The sequence below is a fragment of the Paraburkholderia tagetis genome, assembly GCF_022213065.1.
Classification (GTDB): Bacteria; Pseudomonadota; Gammaproteobacteria; order Burkholderiales; family Burkholderiaceae; genus Paraburkholderia; species Paraburkholderia tagetis.
Genome location: NZ_JAKLJA010000001.1, coordinates 639,559 through 658,800, shown reverse-complemented (window position 1 = coordinate 658,800; position 19,242 = coordinate 639,559). Strand labels below are relative to the sequence as shown.

The following is a 19,242-nucleotide window of genomic DNA, read 5'->3' as shown; positions in this document are numbered from 1 at the left end:
TATACGAAGTGAAAGCGTCGCACGCGCGCGTGCGTCAGTAGCGTCGCGCGCGGTCTCCCGCCAGCCACGGATAGCGTGCCGTATCGGCGCCGGCATAGTCCGGGTCGAGATAGATGTGGCAGCGCTGGATCTTGAAGTCGCGGATTTCGAACACATCGCACCAGCGTCCCGCATGCGAGGTACCCGCGCGCCACGTTTCGCCGGTTTTGAGCCGGCCGTGCGAGGTCGCTTCGACCACGACGAGATCGCCCTGCTGGATGAAATTGGCGTACGTCACGTCATGGCCGATTTCGGCAAGAATGCCGAGCAGATCGTCGAACAGCCTGGCGATCTCGCTGCGCCCGCTGGCGATGCCCCATTTCGGGAAATAGACCTGGGCATGTTCGTCAAAGAGGCTCAAGATCTCGTCGCCGCGATCCATGCGTTTGAAGTATTCGAGTGCCACGGCCTTGCGTTGTTCATCGGTCATCGACTGGATCTGCATGTGTGTCTCCTTGAAATGCGCAGCGCATTGCGAATGCCGCTGCGACGGGGGCAAATGAACGGCTTAACGGCTTGAAGAGGTCGTGATCTGGGCTCGCGCTTTAGCCGGGCGCAGCTTCGGCAGGCACGGTCTGCTTGACGGCTTCGTCGTGCGCGGCATGGGCCGCGCGCCACGCGAACGCGAGGATCGGTCCCAGCGTGCCGCCGCCGGCCCAGTAGGCGCGCGCGGACGCAGAGGCGACGCAGTTGCCCACGCCATAGAGGCCGGGAATCGGCTCGCCAAGATCGTCAAGAACCTGCGCGCTGGCGTTGGTCAGCGGACCGCCCTTCGTGTCCAGCGTGCCGCCAGCCACCAATGCCGCGTAGTACGGCCCCGTATCGGAGAATGGGTACAGGGTGGGGTTGCCATGCTCGAGCGGCTCGCCTGTAGGGCCGTTGAACATGCGTTCGACCAGACGGTCGCCGCGCTGGAAATCGTGGTCCTTGCCTTCTCGCGCAAACGCGTTGAAGCGCGCGATCGATGCACGGAGATTCGTTGTGAAATCGTCGCGGAGCTGGGCGTTCCCGGTTAGATGTGCATACCTCTGCAAGCGCTCGCGAATGGCGCCAGTCAGTTCTTCGAGCGTTTCGCCGCGCAATTCGAATGCCTCGTTGCCGGCGCCTGGGCGGATGAGCCGGCCATACTCCGTGCTGGCGCAATGTTGCTGGCTGCGCTGATCCCAGATGGCGATCTGAACGAAGTTCGGATATTCGGCGCGCTGCGGGTCCCATTCGAAAAACGTCTGGGCAATTTCGTTGTAGGCGAGCTTTTCATTGACGACGCGCTGTCCGGTCTTGTTCACCCAGAGCATCGAATCCCCGCCGACCGAGAAGGTGCCCGTGAAGTCGTCGCCGCCGGCCGCCACGTGTTCGAGCGCGACGGGGCACATCCATGCGTAGTTCATGTTGCGCAGTTGTGCTCCTGCGGCGCTGGCGATGCGCACGAAATCGCCTTCGTTGCTGCGTGTGGCGCAGCCGCCGACGAACGGAGCATGCAGGAAATTCGCTCGCAGCACGGGGTCGTGCGTGAAGCCGCCGGTTGCGAAGATCACGGCTTTGCGCGCACTGAGGGTGAGCGGCTCGCCGCTCGCACGCGTGCCTTGCACGCCGACGACTTCGCCTGTGCCGTTGCGCACGATCCGCTGCACGCGCACGCCGGTCATGATCTGCACGCCGTCGCGCAGCGCGGCGGCCTGCATCGATTCGACCGCGACCTTCCCGCCGTCCGACATCGATTCGCACGCATCCGCGGGTAGCAGCACGCGGCCGCGCGGCGCCTTGTTTTCCGGCATTTCGGCCCAGTAGTCGGTGACGTCGGCACAATGGCGATAGCGCAGCGCGCCGCGCTCGTGAAGCGCTTCGGCAGCCGGCGAGGCACTTTCGTAGATGGCTTCGAAGGCGTCGTATTCCCAAGGTTCGAGGCCGAGCAGCGGTGCGTCGGGCTGGTAGTGTTCGGGACGCGCGAGCCGTGCCATATAGCGCAGGCAGTCGTCCTTGTCGTCGACGAGGCCGGCTTCGCGCATCGGCTGGTTGTTCGGCACCCAGTACCAGAACGCGGCCTTGCGCGCGGTGCCGCCCACGGTGCCGGCTTTCTCGACGAGCGCCACCGAGTTCCCGAGCCAGCGCGCAAAGAGCGCGGCGGGCAGGCCGCCGCCGCCCGCACCCACCACGACGACATCGAATTCGCCGTCGCAAGCAGCAGGCTGTGTCGCGGGCGCGGCCGTTTCGCGCCTGGCCCATTTCAAGCTTTGATGCATCGTCTTCCTCCATATGTTTTCGTTGGCGGATCGAGCGTCCCGTCCCGAAGGCGGCGTCGATCTGCCGACGAATATACGTGAGAAAGAAAAATATACAAAAAGATAAAAACTATTGATCCGATAGGAATGTATGTCGATGCCTCGAGCGAGGCGGGAGGGATGGGATGCCGGACGCGGCGGCTTGCCGATGCAAGCCGCCGCGCAACGATCACATCCCGCGTTGCCAGTTACCGCGCACCCAATGCCGCTTCCTTCGCGATCTGACCAAAGCGGCCGCTATTGAAGTCCAGCACCGCCTTGCGGATTTCGTCCTCCGTGTTCATCACGAACGGGCCATACGCGACTACCGGCTCGTCGATCGGCTCGCCGCCGAGCAGCAGGATCGTCGCGTCGCTGGACGCGTCGATCTGCACGTCGGTGCCCGTGCGCTCGAACAGCACCAGCTCGCCGTCGCCGACCTGCTCGCTGCCGTTCACCACGATGCGCCCGCGCAGCACGACCAGCGCAAGCGAGCGTCCGGCGGGGTAGACGAGGCGCGTGCCCTTTCCGCCCTTCACGCGCATGTCCCAGACGTCCATGGGCGTGAACGTGAGCGCCGGCCCGGCATGACCCGCATAGTCGCCCGCGATCACGCGCACGGTCCCGGCGTTGCCGGGCAATTCCACAGACGGAATCGTGTCCGCGAGCACCGTCTGATAGCGCGGCGGGGTCATCTTGTCCTTCGCGGGCAGGTTCACCCAAAGCTGCGCCATTTCGAGCATGCCGCCCGACTTCGCGAATTCTCTGGAGTGAAACTCCTCGTGAAGAATGCCCGCGCCCGCAGTCATCCATTGCACGTCGCCCGGGCCGATCTTGCCGCCGCCGCCCGACGAGTCGCGGTGTTCGAGTTCGCCCTCATAGACGATCGTCACCGTTTCGAAGCCGCGGTGCGGGTGCTGGCCGACGCCGCGCTGCTGCGTGGTCGGATCGAATTTCGCGGGACCTGCGTAGTCGAGCATCAGGAACGGGCTCAACTGGCGGCCCACGGTGCGGTCAGAAAACAGCGAGCGAACCGGGAAGCCGTCGCCCACCCAGTGCTGGTTGGGGTTGCTGTACTTGCCGATGATCTTCTTCATGGTGCGAATCCTCATCTTCCGGCCGGAACGGCCTCGTTGACATGAATGGAAGATAGGATCGCGGCCCGGTTTCCGGTAGAGGGCGCCGGCAAGCCACTGCGTCTCATGAATGGAACGATGTCACGAGCGTTCGCGTGGAAAGGGCGTTTAACGCCAATGGACCTGTATATCAGCCTGGTTATTCAGATGTTTTGGTCGGCCAATTACATGGGCCGAGATAATAGGAGATCGCCATTGTGCCTGGAATGCCCTTCGCGGGAAATCAGTATTGCGCGCGAGGGATAACCTTCCGCGAGCGTTGATCCACAAGCCATTGCGGGTTTTTCAGGGGTGCCCAGGGGTTTTCCTGCGCTATTCGGGCCGGACGGCATTTTCTACGCTGTCCCGCATATTCGAGGCACAGAATCCAGCGCTGCGCTACTGATCTCAGTGCCTCATCAACGCAGCCCAATATTGACGAACGTTCATGAGTTTCGCGTGCCCCTCATTTGCGGGGTGCCGCGCAACGTAGTCCGCGGAGAGGAAATGAAGCGAAACCGTAATGCAAAGATCATCGCCACACTCGGGCCGGCCAGTTCGGACCCGAAGGTCATCCGTTCGCTTTTCGAGGCTGGCGTCGATGTCTTCCGACTGAATTTCAGCCACGGCACGCACGACGATCATGCCGAGCGTCATGCGCAAATCCGTCGTCTCGAACAGGAATACGGCCGCCCGGTCGGTATTCTGCTCGATCTCCAGGGGCCGAAGCTGCGTCTGGGCACGTTTGAAAACGGCTTTGCGGAACTCGCCGTGGGCGCCCGTTTCCGTCTCGACCTCGATACGACGCCGGGCAACCAGACGCGCGCTCCGCTCCCGCACCCCGAGATCTTCAAGGCCGTCAAGCCGGGCTCGGAACTGCTGCTCGACGACGGCAAGATCCGTCTGCGCGTGGAAGCGTCGGGCGACAGCTTCGCCGAGACCGTCGTGCTGGTGGGCGGGCGCATTTCCGACCGCAAGGGCGTGAACGTGCCGAGCTCGCATCTGCCGATCTCGCCGCTCACGAAGAAGGATCGCGCCGATCTCGCGTTCGGTCTCGAACTCGGCGTCGACTGGGTGGCGCTCTCGTTCGTGCAATGCGTGGAGGACATCGACGAAGCGCGCGAACTGATTGGCGAGCGCGCATGGATCATGGCGAAGCTCGAAAAGCCGCTGGCGATCGATCACCTCGAAGGCATCGTCCAGCGCTGCGACGGCGTGATGGTGGCGCGCGGCGACCTCGGCGTCGAGCTGCCGGCCGAGCAGATTCCGGAGCTGCAGCGCCGGATCATTCGCGAAGCGCGCCGCTTCGGCCGCGTGGTGGTCGTGGCGACGCAGATGCTCGAATCGATGACGAATTCGCCGGTGCCCACGCGTGCGGAAACCTCGGACGTCGCCGGAGCGATTTACGAAGGCGCCGATGCCGTGATGCTGTCGGCCGAATCGGCGAGCGGCAAGTTCCCGCTCGAAGCGGTCAGCACGATGAATCGCATCATCGAGCGTGTGGAGTGCGATCCCGCGTACCGCGAGCAGATCGACGCTTCGCACACGCGCGCCGATGCGACCGTCGCCGACTCGATCTGCTGCGCGCTGCGCAAGACCGTGCAATTGATCCAGCCGGCCGTCACCGTCACCTATACGAGCTCGGGCTTCACGAGCTTGCGCGCGGCCCGCGAGCGCGCGCCGTCGCGTATCGTCGCGCTGACGCCTTCGGAGTCGGTTGCGCGCCGTCTCGCGCTGACGTGGGGCGTCCATGCGGTTCCGCGCGTGGAAGCCTCCAACGTGGACGAGATGATCGGCCTCGCATGCCGCGCGGCGGTGAGCGAAGGCTTCGGCCGCGAAGGCGACCTCGTGGCGATTGCGGCCGGTCTGCCGTTCGGCGAATCGGGCACGACGAACCTGCTCCAGATCGCGAAGATCACGGGCTGAGAACGTCGAGCTAGTTAGTTGGCCTGCGCAGTTGCGCAGGTTGCAGCGCCCCTCACAACAGTGGCAGCGTTAGCCGGATATGTTCGGCAAACGCCGCGACGAGATGCGAGGGGCGTTTGCGTTCGAACTTCAACGTAATGCCGACGCTGGGCAAGGGCGGCAGCCCGGGCTCGCCGTGCAGGATGGCGAGGTCCGTGGGCACGGCCGTTTGCGTCATCACAGCGAAGGCCTGCCCCGAGCGCACCAGTGCAGTCAGACCGGAGAGGCTGCTGCTCGCATAGGCCACGCGATAAGTCCGGCCGATGCGTTGCAGCGCCTCGCACGCGGCCATGTGGTCGAGCGTGTCCGGGTCGGAAAGCGCGAGCGGCAACGGATCGAAGTGCGCGGGTTCCAGCCCCGGATAGCCGATCCACACGAGCTGCTCGTGGCGGATGATGTCGTCGTCCGCATGGCCGTTTGCATTGCCGTTAGCAGGGTCGCTCGCATCTTCGGGCAATGAAATCATCGCGAGATCCACGGCGCGGCTTTCGAGTTGCTCGATGAGGCGCGGCGTGGGTCCACAAACGACCTCCACGAGCGCCTGCGGATGCTGGCGCGAAAACTGGCGCAGCAGCGAGGGCAGAAAGACGGCGGCATAGTCGTCCGGGCAGCCGAAGCGGATCGTCCCAGTCAACCCTTTGCCGCACAAGTCGGCCATGGCCTCGTCGTGCAGCCGCAGCATGCGCTGCGTGTGAACCAGCAGGCGCTCGCCGGGATTCGTCAGCGCCACGCCACGGCCGGTGCGCTGAAATAGCGGCTGATCGACTATCTCCTCCAGACGCTTCATCTGCTGGCTCAACGCGGACTGCGTGCGGCCGACCCGGCTGGCCGCGCGGCTCAGCGAGCGCACTTCCGCAACGACAGCAAACGAGCGCAGCAGATCGATTTCGAGCGACCGGCTCACGGTATTCGTCACGATATTCGCCCCAGGTATTAACAGCCGATGTTGGCCGCCGATATTAGCCATACTGCTGGCTCGCATAAGAACTATTCGTTTCTATAAAACCAGAGGCGCGCCTACACTGCAAGTCATTCCCGCCGACCAACCCCGAGGAGAAGCACGGTGTCCCGGAACGACGACGCAACGTTTTGGCGCAATGCCAGGCAGCACCTCATCCGCTACGGCGGCACGTTCGAACCGATGATCATCGAGCGCGCCAAGGGCAGCTTTGTCTACGACGCGGAGGGCCGTGCGATCCTCGATTTCACCTCGGGGCAGATGAGCGCGGTGCTGGGGCACAGCCACCCGGAAATCGTCTCGGTCATCAACGAGTACGCCGGCAAGCTCGACCACCTCTTCAGCGGCATGCTCTCGCGGCCCGTGGTCGATCTCGCGACGCGTTTGGCCGAAGTCACGCCCGAGGGGCTCGACCGCGCGCTGTTGCTCAGCACTGGCGCGGAGTCGAACGAGGCCGCCATCCGCATGGCAAAGCTGGTGACGGGCAAGTACGAGATCGTCGGCTTTGCGCAGTCGTGGCACGGCATGACGGGCGGCGCGGCCTCCGCGACCTATAGCGCGGGCCGCAAGGGCGTTGGGCCCGCGGCGGTTGGCTCGTTCGCGATACCGGCGCCATTCACGTACCGGCCGCGCTTCGAGCACAACGGCCATTACGATTATCTTGCGGAGCTGGATTACGCATTCGACCTGATCGATCGCCAGTCCAGCGGCAATCTTGCTGCCTTCATCGCCGAGCCGATCCTGAGTTCCGGCGGGATCATCGAACTCCCTGAAGGCTACATGGCGGCGCTCAAGCGCAAATGCGAAGAGCGCGGCATGCTGCTGATTCTGGACGAGGCGCAAACCGGAGTGGGGCGCACCGGCACGATGTTCGCCTGCGAGCGTGACGGCGTGACGCCCGACATTCTCACGCTCTCGAAGACGCTGGGCGCCGGGCTGCCGCTCGCGGCCGTCGTGACCTCGGCCGAGATCGAAGAGCGCGCGCATGAACTGGGTTATCTGTTCTACACGACTCACGTGTCCGATCCGCTGCCGGCCGCCGTGGGCCTGCGGGTGCTGGATGTGGTGGAGCGCGAGGGGCTGGTCGCGCGCGCGAACGTCATGGGTGACCGGTTGAGGCGTGGCCTGCTCGATCTGATGGAGCGTTTCGAGTGCATCGGCGACGTGCGCGGGCGCGGCCTGTTGCTCGGCATGGAGATCGTCAAGGACCGCCGCACGAAAGAGCCCGCCGATGGCCTGGGCGCGAAGATCACGCGCGAGTGCATGAACCTCGGGCTCAGCATGAACATCGTGCAGTTGCCCGGGATGGGCGGCGTGTTCAGGATCGCGCCGCCGCTGACCGTGAGCGAGGAGGAGATCGACCTGGGTGTTGAACTGCTGGGGCAGGCGATCGAGAGATCGGTTTGAGGGCGTTGGTATCGACGTTGCCGCTATTGCGTGGGGGCGGACGCGACACGGCAACTCCGACCCCACGTTTAACCAACCAGCAGCTCTGTTACTGTAGTTCTGCGCCAGATTAGGGCCACTGGGTAACAGGGACACTTGCTGGTGCGGATTTCTGTCCTAATCCAGGTTACCCACCTTGGTGAATTCGCCCAATAGTTTTGCGTTTCTCTCGCTATCGAAGTAAGGAATCCAATTTTTTCTGTTTCCGTCGTAGACAACACCATGCTGCCGTGCGATCTCCTCTTTGGATTGATCCATCAAACTGCCACAAATAAAATTTACGCCAAACTTCGACATCCGCGTTTTAATGGGCGGTTTGTCTGTCCAGTAAGATGCATTCAATGGCATCCCGCTAGCCAGATGACCTTTGAAATAGTCCTTGACGCTGATAACACATTTTGGTCCCATGTCGACCACGAGCCTCGATGGCTCGGTAGTCGCAAGAGTGGTATTCGTACCGTACGAGGTGAATGGGATGATTGCGAGAATACCGCCAATCAGAATTACACGTAATTTGTCACGCATGTTCAATCCCTCCGTGGAATGCGTCCCTCAGGCAACCCCAGTGAGGGAACCCCTGACGCATCTGGAAATTTGACTTCTGCCAGCACCGCTAGCGCCTGCGCGTATGCCACGCACCGGGCTATGTAACCGTTAAAAGGTCTATCGGGTTGGCCTACCGCACCAGGAAGATTCACAACAGCTGACGCGTCCCGAAAATTCATGCTGTGGTAATAGACCTTTGCAACTGGCGGGTTCGGATGGGAATGATGCGGATCCGGCGGTCGCCTGGCAGTCACTGCACGCCGCTCCAAGGCGGTCGGTCTATCAGCGTAACGGGCCATGCCCGTTCCTGGAATGGATTTCCAGCGTGCGGCCCACGGCTGCCTTACAGGGGCACTTTATTGCGTGGGTGCGGATGTCGAGCCGCTTGCCGGGTTGGATTCTAACGAGGGCTGCTCGTCGATAAATTCTACTGATTGCAGGATCGCCTTGATTTTCCACAACTCGTTGTGCTTGCCCGGATGTGCAAGCCATTGAACAGGCGATTTTCCGCAAAGTGCATGCGCACTGTGAATCAGGCAGAAATAAAACGTACGTGCACGGTGTTTTTCATCCCCCGTGGTAGCGTCAACTGTAAGACCTGTTCCTGTCCAGTTAGCCCCCTTGAACTGGACCGTCCGCGGATAAGCATTTCGATCGAATGGAGTAAACTCTGAATCATTTCGGCCCGGCCATGGGTTGTACATCAGCCATTTACCGTTGATCTGCTTGGCATTCAGCATCGTGCCGATTTTTTCGTCGGTCGCGTCTACGCAAAACAAGGAAAAACCATTCGAAAGACCCACGGAATTCCTGGACGATGTGTCTGGGAAAGTGAAGATTCCAACAGCGGGAGTAGCGTCGCTGTGCACCTCAAAGCGGCCTCCAAATTTCCCTGACTGGATCCGAAAATGGCATGCGCCCACCGCGTACTCTTTCGTACGGGTCGCCATGTTTTGAGTAGTCGTCTGGGCTACTGTTGTTATGGTCAAAGTAGAGAAGTATAACGATACGGCAACGCCGCTCCAACGTTTAGCAATCGATGAATTTTTCATTCAATTTCAAGAAAATCGAAAATACGGTTAAGAGCCGTTTATGACAGGCAATTCTGTCCAGTCCGATAACGCCGTTAACGCACTCGTGTAGCCTTGAAAGCGGGCTTGCAAACCGTAGATACTGGAAAACGAACTAGACGGATATCCCACGTTTATGGTTGCCGCAACCTGTCCGAAGGACTCACAGCTATAATAAGGCTTTTGGGTCATTCCCACCGGTTTCGTTTCTCGTCGCAAGACGGGTTGCATGTCGGCGTACTTAACCGCGCCTGACCACGCCCAGTACGCTCCAGCACTTCCAGCTGCGTCAACAGGATTACGCTCGATCGACTCGCGCAAACTCTTTATATTCGCAGGAACTCTGGTCTCAGCTTCAACCAATGCGCTGTTATCGCGCATCCTGTTTGCGGTATTCGCAGCCTCATGCAGCCGATCGGCAAGAGCCTGATCCACCTGCCGGCCACGGAAACGCCAATACTTGATGTAGTTATCCGGCCAAGTCAGTTGCAGAAACCCGCGCCCAATCCACGGCGCATATCGCGGAGGAGGCGTGCTCCTGCCTTCAGACAGCAACGAAAACCACTGGGTTTCCTGCATCGCGTTACCAAGAAACGCCGCCAGCCGCAGTGGTGTCGTGATTACGAACTTGCACATGGCCTTGTTCAACTCGGCACCATATCCAGCGATCGTTTCGTGTGATGGCGAAACTCTTTCCGAAGCCCATTGGCCACGCCCAATGGAACGGAGGGCTGTAGGTGGAAACATTTGCATATATTCTTGCGTGCTCAGCCATCCGCACCTCCTGAAATGCCTGATAAACGCCAACGGATGGAAAAACCACAGCTTCTGCCCGGCGAGCGGCGTCTTGTCCAGAAACTGGAATTTGCCCAGAAAATCGATGAATTTGCTGTACCCATCGGGGTTGGTATCTTTCTGCCTTCCAAAGAAACCATCCGGATCGTTCAAATCCTTGTACCGGTCGTCATTGTTCGACGGATCCCATTCGCTGCGCGCCATGCACACCAGACCCCTGAGCTTTTCGCGCACGCCCCGCGCAGTCTGAATGTAGCCAGCAAGCTGCTGGTTGTGACTGTTGTCGTTGTTCTTGTCGTATTCGAGTGGCTGCACAATGCCCAAAGTCGCCTGTGGATCTTCCACGCCGGTCAGACTACAGAGCGAATCGTATCCGCAGAGCCCACCGTGATTGAACGGCGTATTGTCCTCGTCAACTTTTTGCCACCCCGTAAAGAACGGGAAATCCGCATCGGAGAGTTTCTTGACCGCGTCCAGTGCGATGTTGACGTAGCCCTGCTTGCCGCTCTCGTCGAACGGCACTGCAATCCATGTAGCTGGGGCTTCAGCTTGATGAGTCCGTGAAAGAATGCGTCCAAACCGCAGCATTTCATAGCCGTCACTCGGACACGCCGTATACAGCGCCATCGCACGCTGGTACAGATCATACTCATAGTGCTTTGTGTTGTTGTCGTATGGATCTGCAACGGGTTCAGGCGTAAGCAGAATAACGTTGCCGCTATTGCCGCGATCGATCCACGCGCGCGTATAGCGCCGCCCCTTGTTGAACCACGCCTCGACATAGAGCGTGTCATTTGCGCCAATCGATCCGCCCGGCAACCGGGGAAACCAGGTGTCGCTCGTTCCTGCCGGCTTCGGAGACAAGTCCAGCGGCCCCTTGATAATGAAATAGCTGTGCCCCCAATAGTCGCCCGATTGTGACTGGGCCGGATTTTTCTCACCGATCTGAACCTTGTGGCCAGTCTGGTCGAACCAGGCCGTGAAATCGGCATCCGCCATGAAGACTTCGAAGTGCAGATGCTGCACGTCCTGATGCTTGCCGACATAGCCGAGCATGTCCTTGCGGTACACCTTCTTCGTGCCGCCCGGCTGTGCCACCCCATCCTTGCCGCCGGCCGTATCGAGCAGCCATCTGGGCAGGGCATTCGGCGTTCCGGTCTCAGGCGGATCATTCGGCTGCGGAGCCATGTTCTCCTGACCGGTCATGTCCAGCAGGTGCATGTAAAGCGAGTAATACGTGATCGCGCGCCCGTCACCCGTGTCCGTCTTGTGTCTGAGCAGGACGAAACCCGCATTCGAGTTCAGCAGTGGCTGCCCCGTTTGGGGATCGGTCGCGCCGTCCGATATTGCATTCTTGCAAACCCGGTACGCCACGACCTCACCATCGGCGATTGCGCGCACCGGCTCCGCCTGGCCCGGGCCATGAGTGCCCGGATTCAGATGAATGCCGCAGTGAAAACGCCGGTCGAAGGTGACCGGATAGACCCCGTGATGGCCGATCTCGAACTGGTCGACCAGGTCCATCATGGGGTCCGGTCTGGACGCATCGCTGGGCGTCACGCCCGATACGGGCAGAAAGGGAGGGCTGATGATCATGGCTTCAGTGGGACGACGAGCACGGGTCGGAAATTTTCAGGCTGCTCTTCGGCAGGGACGGTAACGTCGTTGCGACGTTGTCAGGTCTAACAAACGTGAACGACGCGGCCTTGATGGTGTATGCGCCGGGACAATGGAACGTGATGTTGCCGCTAACTGTTGTGGTGACAACTTTGATCGAGACAGACTAAACGCGATGAGTTGGAAATGTCGAAGGGTTTTATTCGGGACCTTCTGCATCCTCAACCAAATTACAGAAAGGTGGCGGAATCAGAATGTACGTATGTCCCCGACAGCCACTGATGTGATAAAGGCTTGTCGCCAGGAGTGGAAATGCGCGGATTGAATACTATTCGCGGGCTTGAAGCAGGCGGAATTAATCGTCATTGCCCGCGAGGTGATTTATTTCATATTTGCAGTCCCGAACTGAACATGATCGAGACTGTCTCGCAGCACCGGAAATGCCAATGGCGCCGAGCCCTGACCTGGACGTGTGAAACCATCGACGTCGAACTAGCAGACTCGCCACGCAGGTGTGGCATGGATTTTAAAATCAATTTCTGGTGAACACTTATCGCTTCGCCACGGGCGGGGCAATTTAGCACTGGATGCGCGTCGCGTTGTTCAGCGACGCGCACGGTGTGTTTTTCTCGCTTGCTTTTCAGGCTTATTTCCCAGGCACCAGCACGACCCTGAAGCGCGCCTTGCCGCTCATCATCCGCTCGTAAGCCTCGGCCGCACGGCTGAGCGGATATTCCTCGATCATGGGTTTCACACCCGAGAGCGCGCTGAACGCGAGTGTGTCCTGCGAGTCCGCCGCCGTGCCGGACGGCCAGCCCTGGACCGAATTCCGGCCCATGATGAATTGCGTGATGGGCACTTCCACGGGCTCTTCGGACACGCCCACCATGATCAGCTTGCCGTTCACGCCAAGGCCGCCAATCGCGGCGCTCATGGCCTTGCCGCTCGTGGCGGTCGCGAGAATCACGCGCGCGCCGCCGAGCGCCTGCAACGCTTCGGCCACGTTCTGCGCTTCGCTGTCGATGTAGTGATGCGCGCCGAGTTGCCTCGCGAGCGGCGCTTTGTCATTGCCGCGCGCGATGGCCACGGTGACGAAGCCCATCTTGTGCGCGTATTGCACGCCGAGATGGCCCAGCCCGCCGATGCCGAGGATCGCCACGACATCGCCCGCGAGCGCGCCGCTGCGGCGCAATGCATTGAAGGTGGTGATGCCCGCGCAAAGGAGCGGGGCGGCGTCGACGTCGGCGAGATCGTCGGGCATGCGGGCAAGCGCTTCCTGCGGCGCCACCATGTACTGCGCGTAGCCGCCGTCGTAGCTGATGCCGGGCACGAGCGCGCTCTTGCAGAGCACGAAGTCGCCGCGCCGGCAGCTTTCGCAGTGGCCGCAATGCCCGCCGTGCCAGCCCACGCCCACACGCTGCCCGACTTGCCAGTCTTCGATGCCGGCCCCCAGCTTTTCGACGACACCCGCGATTTCGTGTCCCGGCACGCGTGGATACTGGAGCCCGGGCCACAGGCCTTCCTTCGTAAGCGAGTCGCTATGGCAGATCCCGCAGGCCTGCACCTTGATCAGCACATGTCGTTCGGGCGGTTCGGGTATGTCCCGCTCGACCCGTTCCAGCGGGCCGCCTGCTTTCGCTACCTGCACTGCCTGCATCTTGGGCATCGTGTGCTCCTTGGCGTGTTCCTGATGGGATTCGCCCCGGGTGGCGGTCTGACGGTGGATTGCGGCGCCATTGGGGCGTGCGTCTACCTGGACATTGTAGGACGCCGTACTGACGACTCAGGTTGTGGCGAACCGATCACGAGCGCGGAGGAACGCGAAACCAGGTAATCGCCACGACAAGCAGGAACATCACATAGGCCGCAGCGAACACCCAGCCCGGAAAGTCGTAGTAGAGCCAACTGCTCACCCAGCGCTGGATAAAGCCTTGCGAACTCGCGCTGCCGGTGCGCAGCCAGTCTTCCAGCACCGTAAGCGGGCACGGAATCTCGAGAATGGCCAGCAGCGCGACGACGCCAATTGCCGCGAGATGCACGATGCGGAATACGCGATTGCGGACCCAGCCGCGCTTGAGCCATGCGCCCAGCCAGATCGCGACCAGCCCGCCGACGATGAACAGCACCAGCAGCGCGTGCAGCACGAGAACGGTATTCGCCAGCCAGTTCACGATGGGGTTTCCGGGTCGATGAACATTACGCGCGGATTGTCTGCGTTTTCAAGGTCGGGCATCCGGCTTGCTCAAATGGGGCGATATGCTTTTATTGGTGCCATGTAGCCATGCTTCGCGAACAAGTCGGTTTTCTCAAGCAAAAGCGAAAACAAAAGCAGCACGCAAACGCACCGGGCGCGCGGGCGCGGGACCGCCCCGGCGGCAACGCGCTCGTGCTCGGCGCGCTCGGCGTGGTGTTCGGCGACATCGGCACGAGCCCCATCTACGCGTTGCGCGAGGCGGCGCTCACGTCGCACTCGAACGCCTCCGCCGAGATCATGGGGTTGCTCTCGATGATCCTCTGGGCCGTGGTGATTGTCGTCGTGCTCAAGTACGCGTGCTTTGTCATGCGCGCCGACAACGAAGGCGAAGGCGGCATCGTCGCGCTGACCGCGCTGGTGCGAGCGGGCTTTCTGCGCGCGGGACGGAGCGCGCCGCGCGCGCTGTTGCTCGCGGGTCTCGCCGGCGCCGCGATGTTCTACGGCGATTCGATGATCACGCCCGCCATTTCGGTGCTCTCGGCCGTGGAGGGGCTGCACGAGATCAACCCCGCGTTCGGCGCGGCGGTCCTGCCGCTCTCCACCGGGATTCTCGTCGCGCTGTTCCTGTTTCAGCGCAGCGGCAGCGCCGTGGTCGGCCGCACGTTCGGCCCGGTCATGGCGCTCTGGTTTCTGAGCCTCGCCGCCGTGGGCATTTACCGGATCGTGCTTTATCCGCAGATCCTGGCTGCCGCGTCTCCGGTGTGGGCGGCGCGGCTCGCGCTCGCTCACCCGGGCCTTGCGTTCGGCGTGCTGGCCGCCGTGATTCTCGCCTTGACGGGCGCCGAGGCGCTTTATGCCGACATCGGCCATTTCGGCAAGCGCGCGATTCGCGTCGCTTTTTTTGTGGTCGTACTGCCGGCGATACTGCTTGGCTATTTCGGCCAGGCGGCGACCATCCTCAGCGAGCCCGGCAGCGGCAGCCAGCCGTTCTTCCATTCCGTGCCGCATTGGGCGCTGATTCCCGCCGTGGGCATAGCGATGCTTGCCACCGTAATTGCTTCGCAAGCCGTAATTTCAGGCGCGTTCTCGATGACGAGCCAGGCTATCGAGCTGGGCTTCCTGCCGCGCATGCGCACGATCGAGACCTCGCACGCGCGGCACGGCCAGGTTTATGTGCCGGCGGTGAATCTGGGCCTGTGCGTTGCCGTGGTGTTCCTCGTGCTGTTCTTCCGCAGTTCCGGCAAGCTCACTGCGGCCTACGGTCTCGCGGTAGGGCTCACGATGCTCACCACTTCGCTGCAGATGCTGGCGGTCTGCCGCAAGGTATGGGGCTGGTCGCGCGTGGCGACTGCGCTCGTCTGCGTGCCGCTCCTGCTCGTGGACGTTTTGCTGGTGTCGGCGAACCTGCCCAAGATTCCTTCCGGCGGCTGGTTTCCGGTGGCGGCCGGCGCGCTGCTGCTCGTCGTCATGACCACCTGGAACCGCGGCCGCGAACTGGCCGCGCGGCATGCATCGCATGGCGAGTCGCTGGACGCATTCCTGCGCACGGTACGCACCGGCCGGCACGGGGAGGTTGTCCCGGCGCGCGTGCCGGGCACGGCCGTCTATCCCGGCAGTGCACCGGGCATGACGCCCGAGGCGCTCGCGAGCAACGTGCAACACAACCACGTGCTGCATCGGACGGTGATCGTGTTCGCGAACGTATCGGAGTCGGCGCCCCAGGCCAACGAAGAGACCCGCGTGGACGTGCGCGACCTCGGTGCGGGCTGCTACGAGGTCGTCGCGCGTCATGGTTTCGTCGAACGTCCCAACCTGCCGCGCCTGTTGGCGGCGGTGGGCGGCAAGCTGGGCGAGTGGCGCTTCGATCCCGCCGACACCACGTTCTTTCTGCCGCGCGACGAAGAACTGCGTCCGCATGCGAGCCGCGATATCAGCGCCTGGCGCGAGCGCCTGTTCGCGTTCATGTCGTTTCACTCGGCATCGAGCGCGGAGTACTACGGGTTGCAGGCCGAGCATGTGGTGGAGCTGGGCGTGCAGGTTGCGCTGTAACGCGCTGGGTAACACGAGGACGCTATGGCTATGACAGACAGAACCACCGATGCCAATCCCGGGGCTCGCCCCGAGGTCATCATCGGCTTCATCGACTCGCGGACTCGGGTGAATTCCGCAACACCCTCGCTCGCCAGCGCGCATCTGAGGCTGGGTGGGAAGCGTCGCCCATGAGCCACCGCATCGAGGATTACGCGCTGCTCGCGGACGGTCGTGGCGCCGCGCTGGTCAGCCGTGAAGGCACGATCGACTGGCTCTGCTGGCCGCGCTTCGACAGCGAGCCGTCCTTCGCGGCCATGCTCGGCACATCCGAAAACGGCCACTGGCGCATAGCGCCTGCCGAGCCGGCGCACAGCATCGGCCGCCGCTACGAAGAGGACACGCTCGTGCTGCAAACCGATTTCGAGTGTCGCGGCGGCTGCGTGCGGTTGACCGATTTCATGGCGGTCGACACGCCTGAGCCGTGCATTGTGCGCATGGCCGAGGGGCTGCACGGCAGCGTCCCCATGCGTTCGGTTCTGTATCCGCGTGCCGATGCGGATGCGCCGCCGCCCGTGATCGTGCCGGAGCGCGGCGCTGTGACGGTGCGCACGCCGAGCGGTGCGATGACACTGCGCGCAGACGTGCCGCTCGCCGTGCACGCTCACGCGCTCGAGGCCTCGTTCGTGCTGCGCGCGGGCACGCGTGCTGTGTTCATGCTGTGCCACGGCGAGCAGCCGGGCGTCGATACGACCGCGGCCCCGCTCGCGCTGCAAGACACGCGCCGCCATTGGCGCCGCTGGATCGATGGTTTCGACGACAGCCGCACGCATTGGCCGCAGCCCGTGCGTCGCTCGCTGCTTACCTTGAAGGCGCTGATCTACCGCCCGAGCGGCGCGATGGTGGCCGCGCCCACGACCTCGCTGCCGGAGGCGCCGGGCGGCAGCATGAACTGGGATTACCGTTACTGCTGGCTGCGCGACGCGAGTTTCGCGCTGGAGGCGCTCATAGAAGCCGGCTTTCACGGCGAGGCGCTGGCGTGGCGCGACTGGCTGCTGGACACGCTCGGCGAGACTTTGGACACATTCCACGTCATGTATTGCGTCGATGGCGGGCACGTGCCGCGCGAGCGCAATGTTTCTGCACTCACGGGATGGCGCGGCGCGCGGCCGGTGCGCATCGGCAATGCGGCCGCCACGCAGTATCAGCCCGACGTATTCGGCGAGGCGCTCGACTGCCTCTATCTCGCGCGCAAGGCGGGCATCCCGCCAGTGGAGGGGGAAGCGGCGCTCGAAGCGCGCATCGTCCGCTGGCTGCTCGATCATCGCAGACGGACGGGCTCGGGCATCTGGGAGTCGCGCACCACGCCGTGCCACTTCACGAGTTCGCGCGTGATGGCCTGGGTGGCGCTCGACCGCTTCATCTCGCACTGGCGCGATGCCGGGCCCGGCCGTGGCGACGCCCTCATGCAACAGGCGATCGCGCTGCGCCGCGCGCTGCACGACGAAGTCTGCACGCACGGCTGGCATGCCGAGCGCGGCGTGTTCGTGCGCGGCTATGCCGACAGGGCGCTCGACGCGAGCGTGCTGCTCATGCCGCTGGTGGGCTTCATGCGCGCCGACGACCCGCGCATGTCGGCGACGCTCGATGCCATTCGCGCCGAACTGGGCGACGGCGGCCTGATCCGCCGCTGGAAACGCGGCGGCGAAGCGCCGGACGAAGGCGCGTTTCTCGCGTGCTCGTGCTGGATGGCCGACTGCCTGTACCTGCGCGGCGACGAGGACGCAGCGTGCCGCCAGTTCGAGCGCGTGCTCGCCGTGGCAAACGATCTGGGCCTGCTCGCCGAAGAATACGACGTGCAGGAGCGGCGGCTGGCGGGCAACTTTCCGCAGGCGCTCACGCATATGGCCGTGGTGAAGACCGCATTGCTGCTGAGCGGCACGGCAAAGCGCCACCGCAGCGCGGCGGCGCATTAACGCATTAACTAGCCGATTAACTAACGCATTAACGCGTGCATTAACGCGTGCATTAACGCGTGCATTAACGCGTGCATTAACGCGTGCATTAACGCGTGCATTAACGCGCGCGCATTGCGCTATCCCATGCGCGCGCCGCGCGGCCTCCGGCTTCAGGCGTTGCGCTTACTCGATGCTCGGGAAATAGTCGTCCTTGTCGGCGTGGAATATCGCGTCGTCCAGTTCCACGTCGAACGCGCAGGCGCCGCCAGGCTGGTTGGGGTCCTGGCGTTCCTCGAATTGCGTGCGCACGCGCTGGCGGATGCGTTGCTGGATGGTGCGCCGTTGCGCGGTGTCGAGATCCGCGTAGCGTTCGAGCTGCGCGCGTGTCGCGCGGATCGTGGCTGCGCAGCGGGCATCGAGCGTGGAATCGCGTTTCGACTCCACCACCCAGCTCAAATGCACGACAACCGTATCGCCTTCTTCGAGGCGGCTCACGGTGGACGCCTTGGGCGAATCGAAGAGATTGGCCAGTGACATCTGGATCTCTTCGAGACGCTGGTCGAAATCGAAAGTTTTCATGGTTGCTCCATTGGAGGCGTGCGCGTCATAGCTTGACGCCGCCGGCTTCGGGCGGATCGGGTGGATTCGCTGGCTTGGGCGGCTCACCATTGCCGGTGTCCTCGGGGGCGTCCTCTTCCCAGTGCGCCCGCGTACCGTAGTACTCGTGCAGTGTGGTGGCCCAGCCGATATCGGCCATCGCGGGCCAGTGGCTCTTGTCGAAACCCGGCGCATGCTTGATCTTCTCGGCAGTCACGTTCAGCACGAAGCACTTGTGGGTCGTATCGAGCGTGAGCGCCGGCCAGGGCAGCGCCAGCAGCTTGTCGCCGATGCCGAGGAAGCCGCCGCACGACATGACGGCGTAGACGATACGACCGCTCTCGACTTCCAGCATGATCTCCTTGATCTTGCCAACTTCTTCGTCATCCGAACTGAAAACGCTGTCTCCTTCGAGCGTGCTCGCGCCCATGACATAGGGGCCGGGGCCGGCTGCGGTCTGGCTGCCCTTGCCGACAATATGTGCACCGACGTGCGGAGAATCGGGGTTCGTAGGCATGATGTGCTCCTGTCCCATGCAAAGCTGAAATAGACGACGGACCGGCATGAAACGCCCGGCTGGCGCGCCTGTGCAACGCCCGCGGGCGGCGTGCCTTTCAAGCCGCGCCGATCTGCGTCGCTCCAGTTGGCGCATCGCG

General features: G+C 62.7%; 15 protein-coding genes. 4 read left to right on the top strand and 11 right to left on the bottom strand.

The features are described from left to right. Positions 1-34: 34 nt before the first annotated feature. The 3 genes from L5014_RS02985 to L5014_RS02975 all read right to left on the bottom strand — a co-directional run bounded on the left by L5014_RS02985 (position 35) and on the right by L5014_RS02975 (position 3,394). Positions 35-484, bottom strand: a complete 450-nt coding sequence (locus L5014_RS02985) for a nuclear transport factor 2 family protein (RefSeq protein ID WP_238462086.1) — start codon at positions 482-484, stop codon at positions 35-37. A 100-nt stretch (positions 485-584) separates the two neighbouring features. Then, positions 585-2,279 carry an FAD-dependent oxidoreductase gene (locus tag L5014_RS02980; protein ID WP_238462085.1) on the bottom strand — a complete coding sequence of 565 codons (1,695 nt, stop codon included), beginning with the start codon at positions 2,277-2,279 and terminating at the stop codon, positions 585-587. 227 nt (positions 2,280-2,506) lie between these two features. Next, entirely contained in the window at positions 2,507-3,394 is an 888-nt protein-coding gene (locus tag L5014_RS02975) for a pirin family protein (RefSeq protein ID WP_238462084.1), read from the bottom strand. A gap of 525 nt (positions 3,395-3,919) precedes the next feature. On the opposite strand from L5014_RS02975, the gene pyk reads away from it, so the two are divergent. Then, positions 3,920-5,338: a pyruvate kinase gene (gene pyk, locus L5014_RS02970; protein WP_238462083.1), complete on the top strand. Its 1,419-nt coding sequence runs from the start codon at positions 3,920-3,922 to the stop codon at positions 5,336-5,338. A gap of 52 nt (positions 5,339-5,390) precedes the next feature. Here the strand turns inward: pyk and L5014_RS02965 are convergent, their stop codons facing one another. Then, the gene (locus L5014_RS02965; protein ID WP_238462138.1) at positions 5,391-6,281 is read right to left on the bottom strand and encodes a LysR family transcriptional regulator; all 891 of its coding nucleotides are present in this window, start codon (positions 6,279-6,281) and stop codon (positions 5,391-5,393) included. A 159-nt stretch (positions 6,282-6,440) separates the two neighbouring features. Between L5014_RS02965 and L5014_RS02960 the strand changes: the two genes are divergently transcribed. Beyond that, positions 6,441-7,742, top strand: coding sequence for an aspartate aminotransferase family protein (locus tag L5014_RS02960; RefSeq protein ID WP_238462082.1), 1,302 nt, complete (start codon positions 6,441-6,443; stop codon positions 7,740-7,742). Positions 7,743-7,898: 156 nt separating this feature from the next. Here the strand turns inward: L5014_RS02960 and L5014_RS02955 are convergent, their stop codons facing one another. The 5 genes from L5014_RS02955 to L5014_RS02935 all read right to left on the bottom strand — a co-directional run bounded on the left by L5014_RS02955 (position 7,899) and on the right by L5014_RS02935 (position 13,980). Further along, on the bottom strand, positions 7,899-8,306 hold the full coding sequence (locus tag L5014_RS02955) for a hypothetical protein (RefSeq protein WP_238462081.1): 408 nt from the start codon (positions 8,304-8,306) through the stop codon (positions 7,899-7,901). Between the two features lie 377 nt (positions 8,307-8,683). After that, the gene (locus L5014_RS02950; protein ID WP_238462080.1) at positions 8,684-9,379 is read right to left on the bottom strand and encodes a hypothetical protein; all 696 of its coding nucleotides are present in this window, start codon (positions 9,377-9,379) and stop codon (positions 8,684-8,686) included. A gap of 27 nt (positions 9,380-9,406) precedes the next feature. Then, entirely contained in the window at positions 9,407-11,719 is a 2,313-nt protein-coding gene (locus L5014_RS02945) for a M23 family metallopeptidase (protein ID WP_238462079.1), read from the bottom strand. Positions 11,720-12,455: 736 nt separating this feature from the next. Then, a complete protein-coding gene (locus L5014_RS02940) occupies positions 12,456-13,475 on the bottom strand; it encodes an alcohol dehydrogenase (protein WP_238462078.1) in 1,020 nt (339 codons plus the stop codon). Positions 13,476-13,611: 136 nt separating this feature from the next. Continuing rightward, positions 13,612-13,980, bottom strand: a complete 369-nt coding sequence (locus L5014_RS02935) for a DUF2784 family protein (protein ID WP_238462077.1) — start codon at positions 13,978-13,980, stop codon at positions 13,612-13,614. A gap of 110 nt (positions 13,981-14,090) precedes the next feature. On the opposite strand from L5014_RS02935, the gene L5014_RS02930 reads away from it, so the two are divergent. Both L5014_RS02930 and L5014_RS02925 read left to right on the top strand, forming a co-directional pair. Beyond that, positions 14,091-16,052 carry a potassium transporter Kup gene (locus tag L5014_RS02930; protein WP_238462076.1) on the top strand — a complete coding sequence of 654 codons (1,962 nt, stop codon included), beginning with the start codon at positions 14,091-14,093 and terminating at the stop codon, positions 16,050-16,052. Continuing rightward, positions 15,941-18,007 carry a glycoside hydrolase family 15 protein gene (locus L5014_RS02925; RefSeq protein ID WP_476638955.1) on the top strand — a complete coding sequence of 689 codons (2,067 nt, stop codon included), beginning with the start codon at positions 15,941-15,943 and terminating at the stop codon, positions 18,005-18,007. Before L5014_RS02930 ends, L5014_RS02925 begins: the two co-directional genes overlap by 112 nt. Before the next feature lie 165 nt (positions 18,008-18,172). On the opposite strand, the gene L5014_RS02920 is transcribed toward L5014_RS02925, so the two are convergent. Next, a complete protein-coding gene (locus L5014_RS02920; protein ID WP_238462074.1) occupies positions 18,173-18,568 on the bottom strand; it encodes a DUF3022 domain-containing protein in 396 nt (131 codons plus the stop codon). 25 nt (positions 18,569-18,593) lie between these two features. Next, positions 18,594-19,103: a PRC-barrel domain-containing protein gene (locus L5014_RS02915; RefSeq protein ID WP_238462073.1), complete on the bottom strand. Its 510-nt coding sequence runs from the start codon at positions 19,101-19,103 to the stop codon at positions 18,594-18,596. Between the last annotated feature and the right edge of the window lie 139 nt (positions 19,104-19,242).